The 6733-nt window shown below is 41.0% G+C and carries 6 protein-coding genes; 1 reads left to right on the forward strand and 5 read right to left on the reverse strand.

The window, feature by feature from the left end; all coding sequences use genetic code 11:
- Positions 1-221 precede the first annotated feature (221 nt).
- Positions 222-1643, reverse strand: coding sequence for an NAD(P)/FAD-dependent oxidoreductase (locus ACI48O_RS07090; protein WP_435561047.1), 1422 nt, complete (start codon positions 1641-1643; stop codon positions 222-224).
- A gap of 262 nt (positions 1644-1905) precedes the next feature.
- On the opposite strand from ACI48O_RS07090, the gene ACI48O_RS07095 reads away from it, so the two are divergent.
- Complete coding sequence (locus tag ACI48O_RS07095) at positions 1906-3114, forward strand: TsoY family (seleno)protein (protein ID WP_435561048.1); 1209 nt, start codon at positions 1906-1908, stop codon at positions 3112-3114.
- Between the two features lie 459 nt (positions 3115-3573).
- Here the strand turns inward: ACI48O_RS07095 and ACI48O_RS07100 are convergent, their stop codons facing one another.
- The 4 genes from ACI48O_RS07100 to ACI48O_RS07115 all read right to left on the reverse strand — a co-directional run bounded on the left by ACI48O_RS07100 (position 3574) and on the right by ACI48O_RS07115 (position 6561).
- Positions 3574-4104 carry a chromate transporter gene (locus ACI48O_RS07100; protein ID WP_435561049.1) on the reverse strand — a complete coding sequence of 177 codons (531 nt, stop codon included), beginning with the start codon at positions 4102-4104 and terminating at the stop codon, positions 3574-3576.
- On the reverse strand, positions 4101-4676 hold the full coding sequence (locus ACI48O_RS07105; RefSeq protein ID WP_435561050.1) for a chromate transporter: 576 nt from the start codon (positions 4674-4676) through the stop codon (positions 4101-4103). The genes ACI48O_RS07100 and ACI48O_RS07105 overlap by 4 nt, the downstream gene beginning before the upstream one ends.
- 174 nt (positions 4677-4850) lie before the next feature.
- Positions 4851-5405: a ribosome hibernation-promoting factor, HPF/YfiA family gene (gene hpf, locus ACI48O_RS07110; protein ID WP_435561051.1), complete on the reverse strand. Its 555-nt coding sequence runs from the start codon at positions 5403-5405 to the stop codon at positions 4851-4853.
- Between the two features lie 424 nt (positions 5406-5829).
- Positions 5830-6561 carry a ComF family protein gene (locus ACI48O_RS07115; RefSeq protein WP_435561052.1) on the reverse strand — a complete coding sequence of 244 codons (732 nt, stop codon included), beginning with the start codon at positions 6559-6561 and terminating at the stop codon, positions 5830-5832.
- Between the last annotated feature and the right edge of the window lie 172 nt (positions 6562-6733).

The raw sequence follows: 6733 nt of genomic DNA on the forward strand, positions 1-6733 counted from the left end.
TAGTCTAATAATAAAGAGCTTAGAAAATCTCTAAGCTCTTTTCATATCGTTTCTTAATGTTTTGGTGGAAATAGCGCTACTTTTAATATTTTTATATTTAACACCACAAAGCGGATGAACTGAAAGCTAAAGCATTTCCGAATAAACAGCGTCCGTTTCGTTGGTTTCATTTCTAAGCTTTTTTGCATCGTCCTTCACCTCTATTTTTGTAAATTAGTTGTTTATTCTGGGATTAAACTCCACCCTAGATTCCCCTTCATTTTATAGATAAACATCGTGTGTAAAGTCCGCTTAATCCAGGCTCCGGCAAGGCCGACTTCCATATCGGTAATCTTTAAGTCACGTCCGTATTCTGGGTATTTCTCAAAATCTGGTGTAACCGGATACATTACAATGGATGCCGCTGAACCGTTAGCAACTGATTTGCCGATCGAGGCAATACATGCTCCAGGCATTTCCGCCATTGATTCACGATGGGATGGTTCTTTTCCCTCGACCATATCGACGATATTGAGCGCAGCAATTTTCCCAATAATTCCGGATGCCATACCTGTTCTTGGGGCAGTTGCGGTAATGACCGTGCCGTTTTTCGTTGTATGCGGCTTCGAAATTGATCCTGGAGTCGCAAAGGCGATGCCGGCTGCAAATAAATTTTTATAGAAAGGAGATTGATAGGTTGATGGCCAATCCCCTGCTTTAAGCTCGGACCACGGCTTGCCGTAATTTCCATCTACAATCGTAAAGCCAGCCGGATTGGTTAATTTTGAAGTAATGTCATTGCCATCACGATCGACATATTTGACTTTTGTTCCCTGGAATTGTGGAATGAGCATCGCAAAATCATACTCCGTTTCGCCAAACTCACCCTCATAGTTTTCCCAGTAAACCTTACCTTTCTCAACCTTTTGAACCGCGGTTTGAACTGTATAATAAATGTCCATTTCAGCAAATAATGACTTCATAAAGGATTCTGAGCTCATGATATAGCCATGCTTAGAAGCAGAAATGCCCCCTACGCCAAGGTCTCCTAATTTCGGCTCATTTGAAATCCACATGATTTCTGCCTTATCACGTAACCCGCGTTTTTTAAGGTCATTATGCATATTGGTAATGTACTCCAAAGCGGCACCTTGACAGGTAGCTTGTCCATGCCCCGTTCCGATCAAGAGCTTTACTTTTTCGCCCTTTTCCATTCTTTTTACTTGCTCAAAATAAGCATCGCGAGCCAATTTGGCATGGTGGATATTACAAATCGAATGAGTGGTATCGTGATCCGGTCCCAGTCCTTCTGTTCCCTCAAAATTCAAATGCGGGCCAGTTGCATTAATAACGTAATCATAGAGAACCTTCTGCTGCTCCCCATCCTTCGTTTCTACTAATACATATTGTTCATCAGGATGGATTTCTTTTGCCCAAGCTTGGATAAAATCAATCCCCTGCTTTTTAAACACCGGTGCTAATTCAAACATTGTTTTTTCCGGAGCCATTTGCCCAATTCCCACCCACACTAGTGAAGGAATATAGGTGAATCTCGGCCAAGGATTGATAACCGTTACTTGATGCTTACTCCCTAACTTCTTCCGTAAATATAATGCTGCAGTTTGCCCAGAAAACCCAGCTCCAATTACAACTACACTTGCCATGTAAATCTCCCCTTTGTCCCATATATACCATACAGGGTATAATAGAATGCAAAAATTTTTTATATGCTGTCTTGCTCAAATATGTCCTTCTAGTTCTAAGATATCATGTTTTTCTTAATATAAAAGGGGTTCAAAAGCAAATAGGGGTTTTGCCCTAATTGATTAAAGATAAGTGAAAAAGTATTGAAAACTTATTTGATGGTCAGATAGAATGATAGTACAAAATACCTAACGGGGTATATTGAAAGAGGAGGAATTTTTTTTGAAAAAGAATTTGAGGGAAAATTATAATCCGATGTATTTTCTGGCTTCTTTAGGAAGCGGCGGATTAGCAGTTTCATTTTTTATGTATTTAATGTTTATGGTGAAGCATCCAGGTAGACCAATGGCCAATTTTGAACATGTTTTTCCAGCGTTAACGGGAGATAACGTATTTTTATCAATCACAGTTGCGATTGCATTATTAGGAATCTTATTTTTTAGCTATAAGCATTTCCGCTTATTATTTTGGAATCTTGCTGAATATAAACTTTATAAGAAAACAGCCGCTTATGAACAGTTAAGACAGTCAAATGGCGAGGTGTCGCTAATGGCGATTCCGCTAACACTTGGAATGACGGTTAATGCTGTGTTTATTATCGCTGCAGTATTTATTCCAAATCTATGGAGCATCGTTGAGTACTTGTTCCCATTTGCCGTACTAGCGTATTTTGCAGTTGGTGTTTATGCTTTTGTTATCTTTAAGAGATTCTTCACTCGTTTTGTACTTGGCGGTTTTGATTTCGGGAGTAACAACAGTTTAGTTCAAATGTTATCTGTATTTGCTTTTACAATGGTCGCTGTTGGTTTTGCCGCACCGGCTGCAATGAGCCATACGCTGGCTGTGTCGGTAATTTCAACTGTAATGGCCGTGTTCTTCGGCAGTGTTTCCGTTGTCTTATTGGTTGTTAATATGACGTTGGGCATTAAGTCGATCTTTAAACATGGGATCGACAAAGCGGGTAGCCCTTCGCTTTGGATGATCATTCCGATTTTAACACTTTTGGGAATCACTATCGTTCGTTTGTATTCAGGAATTAACCATAACCTTCTGCACAATCCGGAACCAGCAGCTTTGAATCTTTATATTCCGTTAATGGTGTTTGTGTCAATCCAAGTCATGTTTGGCTTTATTGGTTACTCTGTTTTGAAAAAGCTGAATTACTTTGGCGAAATGATTCATGGTTCAGGCAAAAGTCCTGGAAGCTTCTCTCTCATTTGTCCCGGCGTAGCCTTTTTCGTACTAGGAATGTTCTTCATTCACTGGGGCTTTGTCAAAACAGGCATCGTAACGATCTTCTCACCGGTTTACTTTGCAATGCTCGTACCGTTTGTGTTTGTCCAGTTTAAATCAGTGCAGACGTTGCTCAAATTAAATCGGAAGCTGTTGAGTGAAGGTGCTGGTGCGGATGTTGTTGGGAAAGCTGTGTAATGGTTGTTTAATTGGTTAATATGTGAGTGAGGACCTGAAACTTCGGTTTCGGGGTCTTTTTTCGTTTAGTGTTCGTGAATATTCAGCAAGGATGTTAATTCCGGGATGAAAGTTTGATTTTTTTGGATGTTTTTATAAGTTGGGCTGGCGCTATTAGCCGATTTTGCCATTCTATTAGCCGATTTTGGAGTTTTATTAGCCGATTTCCGGGGGCTATTAGACGATTATAAGGTTCTATTAGCCGATGACATAGTTCCGTCACTTTTATATGTTCTAAGCAGGCGATTCTGCGCGGTCCTTTCTAATAGGTTTAGAGTCCTATCCGTGGATTTAAGCCGCTTATCCGTGGATCCAACTCGCCTATCCGTGGATTCCCAACTTTTATCCGTACATTATAATGATTCTAATAGAATTCCAGATAAATAGAAAACGCCGGAGCACATATCCGGCGTTTTCAAATTATGATAAAAACATTGCACCGTATACCAGTGCTCCGGCGATGACGTAAGCGGGATGGACTTTTATTTTTTCCATCAAAAAGAAACTAGCTAAGCCAATAAATAGAGTTTGAAGCAAGCCTGAGTTTTCATAGGATGAAAAAATTAAATCATACGTCATGATACCGAGCAAAACGGCTATAACCGGTCGGACTACGATGGTCATTCGTTTTACACGAGGGGAATCTTTAAATTTCATTAATAAGCTTAGTAAGAAAATCATTAATAATAGCGATGGAGCAACGGTTGCGAACACGGCGATGATCGAGCCGAGCACTCCGCCAACATCATACCCAATATAGCCGGCCATTTTCGTGGCAATCGGCCCCGGCAAAGAGTTCCCAATCGCAAGGACTTCACTGAATTCATTGACGGTTAGCCAATGGTACCGGTCGACTACCTCCGCTTCAACGAGCGGAATCGATGAGGGACCGCCGCCGTAGCCGAGAATCCCGGGAATAAAGAAGGCCAAAAATAAATGTATATAAATCATTTGCTTTGCACCTTCTTTACCGCATCCGGCACTGATTTTCTATTCTTCATTAAAAGTGCACCGAGCAAGAGTCCAAAGATAAGAAACGCTGGATGAAGCCCGACAAGCTGTAACAAAACGACACTTCCGAGAACAAAACCAACTGTCCAGCCCCAGCCTAATTTTGATTGGGTTGATTTTTTAACAAAATCCCAAGTTAACGTAGCGAGCATGACGGCCACTACCGGCACAACGGCCTGTGACATTCCGTGCACCCAAGGCTTATCTTTGTAGGCGTTTAAAACGGTTAATAATAAAATCATCAAGATTATACTAGGTACCACTGTGGCAAAGATCGCATTGATCATTCCAAGGGCTCCACCAACACGGTAGCCGATATAACCGGCCATTTTCGTGTTAATTGGGCCTGGCAGGGCGTTCCCAAGTGCAAGCACATCACTGAATTCATCTGAGTTCATCCATTGATAGCGGTCCACCACTTCTTTATGTACGAGCGGGATAGAGGAAGGTCCCCCTCCGTATCCGAGTATTCCCACTCTGAAAAAAGCGAGAAATATATCTGCTTGCTTCATTGGTTGTTTCTTCCCTTCTATTCATCCACTAAACGTGAACACTTCCTTTATTTATTATAATGATATTATACAGCGTTAACCATTGGGAATTTTTTTGAAAAATAATGATGGTGGGGGCAGATATAAAAAAACACACAGCCCTGAAGGATCAGGACTGTGTGTTCTAGACCTATATTATTGGGCTTCGATTAGCCCATAGCGGCCGTCTTTACGTTTGTAAACAACGTTAGTGTTGTGTGTTAGTGCGTTAGTAAATACATAGAAGCTGTGGCCTAGCATGTTCATTTGTAGGATGGCTTCTTCGCTGTCCATTGGTTTTAGGTCAAAGCGTTTTGTACGGACAACCTCAAGATCTTGATCGTCTTCTTCGATGACTACTTCTTTGTTCTCTTCTAAGACGTTGAACATAGAAGTAAGTCCGCCTTTTTCTCTGAATTTTCGGTTAACTTTAGTTTTATGTTTGCGAATTTGGCGTTCTAATTTATCTGCGATTAAATCAATTCCCGCATACATATCTTCATTTGCTTCTTCAGCTCTTAACACCAGTTGAGTCATTGGAATAGTGACTTCGACTTTGGATTTTTTGTCGCTATATACTTTGAGGTTCACATGCACCTGTGCATTTGGCGTCTCAGTAAAATAACGCTCCAATTTTCCAATTTTCTTCTCTACATATTCTCTTATCGCTGGAGTAACCTCAATGTTTTCACCACGAATGTTGTAGTTCATAAGTAACTCCTCCTTTTGTTAATGAGCATAGCTTATGATTTGAGTATACAACTTGTCTCTCTTGCTGCCAACTTTTAACTCGCATCATTTTCCATGCTGTTGTGATAAAGACTATGTAATTCTATTTCTATTTTGCCCGACTTAATTCCTGCTAAAACCCTGTATATTTGTGTCTAATTATTGAACGACGAGTTTTGAAAGTGAAAGAGTTTATTTTCAATCCTCAAAAATGCTGATTTAGAGCGGTTTGGTAGCTTCATCCCCCCTATAGTGTACCAAAATTTTTTGTAAGATTTTCTGCCAAATAATCCCTCTGTTTTCCCATTTTATGCTTTCTTTGTTGTGATTTATGTTTTCTTTTTTTAAAAAAGTGCTACAAAAAGCACCGCCACAAATCGTTGCCTCAGATATAGCCAAAATAGGTTTAGCCTCTGGCCAAAGTGAACGAGGAAATTGTTCCTGCACCGGCTTTTTTTAAAATCTTGGCTGCATGGCGCAAGGTTGAACCGGTTGTGTAGATATCGTCGATAAGAAGGATGGATTGACCGGTAATGACTGCTGCTGTTTCGGGTATGATACTGAATACTTGGGGCAAGTGAATCCGATCTGAGCGGGATTTTTTCGACTGTTTTTCCGTGTGGATGCGAGCGAGCAGTGGTGAAGGAGTGAAGCCCGCTTCTTTTATTAAAGCTTCCGCTTGATTAAAACCACGTTCATATAAGCGTTCTGAACTCAGTGGGATCGGCACCAGCAGATGAGTTTGTCCGAGCGGTTTAAGTTTTATTTTAATAAAATCAGTAAAAGCATGGGCGATCATGTAATCACCGCGATATTTAAAGGTAGATAAGGTTTCTTTTAAAAAATCATTGTATTTGAAGAGGGAAATGTTTTGGTGAAGAAGGTTGTGCCATTCAGGATCGTCCTCCCAACGGGTGCAGTCAAAGCACAGTTGCCCCTTTCGATATGAGTACTCTCCATTTTCAAAGGAACGGCCGCATATTTGGCACGTTTCGCCGGTGATGAGGAGGAGTTTTTTGTTGCAGGTTTGGCAAAGCTGCGTGTTTGATTCTTTTGAGAAAAGCTGGACCCAACCAAATTCGCCTGTTATTTCTTGGTGGCAGATAACACAGAGTTGGGGTCGGAAGAGATTATTCATATTTAGGTCTCCTTTCGAGTGCCTTTTGGCTCTGTTAAATTAGCCCTGTTGATTTCCGCTCCAGTTGCTCCCTTTCCGCGGGGGAGTCCGGGAGCCTCCTGATATGAACGAAACTGTCAAGGCTCCCACTCCAAATTTGTATTGTATTAATTTTGGGCAACTCTAAGTAGAG

Origin of the sequence: Neobacillus terrisolis (genome assembly GCF_051233475.1) — a bacterium.
Lineage (GTDB): Bacteria > Bacillota > Bacilli > Bacillales > Cytobacillaceae > Bacillus_BU.